This is a genomic window from Stenotrophomonas sp. P5_B8 (genome assembly GCF_054049855.1).
On the sequence record NZ_JBFULO010000716.1, the window covers coordinates 1 to 1,144 of the forward strand.

Sequence of the window (1,144 nt, forward strand, 5' to 3'; positions counted from 1 at the left end):
GTATGGCGTGGTGGGACGTGCGGGCCTGCTCAAGCTGCCGGGCGCGCAGAAGCGTTTCGGCCGCGCATTGCTGGCCGACAGCACCGCGATCGTGGCCGGCTCGCTGCTCGGCACCAGCAGCACCACCGCCTTTGCCGAAAGCGCCTCGGGCGTGCAGGCCGGTGGCCGCACCGGGCTGACCGCACTGGTGGTGGCCGCGCTCTTCCTGGCCGCGTTGCTGTTCTCGCCACTGGCGGCGATGGTGCCCGGTTACGCGACGGCCCCAGCCCTGTTGTTCGTGGCCGGGCTGATGCTGCGCGAGCTGGTCGACGTGGAATGGAACGACCTGACCGAATCGGTGCCGGCCGCCCTGTGTGCGCTGGCGATGCCGTTCACCTACTCCATCGCCAACGGCCTGGCCTTCGGCTTCATCGCCTATGCGGTGCTCAAGGCCGGCACCGGTCGCTGGCGCGAGGTGCATCCGGCGGTGTGGCTGGTAGCCGGGTTGTTCGTGCTGCGTTACGCACTGGAATGACTGCGGCGCCGCCGCGGCGCGCGGCGGTTCACCCCTCCGCAACGTGGCTCTGGGATGATGGGGCATGACCGATGCCCGCCTGCCTGCCGATCCGTGCTCGCCGTTGCGCCGCCGCCTGCTGCGTGCCGCACTGCTGGCCCCGGCGGTCGGCATGCTGGCCACCCTGCCCGGCTGTTCGATGCCCGCGCAGGTGGATGGCACCTTCCTGCAGCCCTGGCGCAGCCACCTGGACTGGACGATGGCCGACTGGCAGCGTTCGGTGCAGCTGGCAAAGCGGCTGGGCTGCAGACAGCTGGTGCTGCAATGGACCGGCATCCATGGCGCGCCCGAGGGCGATTGRCAGCTGCCAGATGCGAGCCTGCGGATGCTGTTCACCGCTGCGGGTGAAGCGGGCATCACCGTGCGGGTCGGGCTGCCGTTCGAGCAGTCGTGGTGGAAGGCGATCGGCGGCGATGACGCCACCCTGCAGGCGTTCTTCGCCCAGACCCTGACGCGCGCGCAGCAGTGGCTGGCACAGGCACCGTGGGCGCGTCTGCAGGCCTTCGGCGGCTGGTACCTGCCGTATGAAATCGAGCAATACCACTGGGCCGATCCAGCGCGCGTGCAATGGCTGGGGCAGTGGCTGCACGG

Annotated in this window: 2 protein-coding genes; both read left to right on the forward strand. The window is 70.2% G+C overall.

The window, feature by feature from the left end:
* The coding region (locus tag ACXJKH_RS20945) for a solute carrier family 23 protein (RefSeq protein WP_457322260.1) at nucleotides 1-514 on the forward strand (514 nt) is incomplete at its 5' end.
* A gap of 64 nt (nucleotides 515-578) precedes the next feature.
* On the forward strand, nucleotides 579-1,144 hold a 566-nt coding region (locus ACXJKH_RS20950), incomplete at its 3' end, for a DUF4434 domain-containing protein (RefSeq protein WP_457322262.1).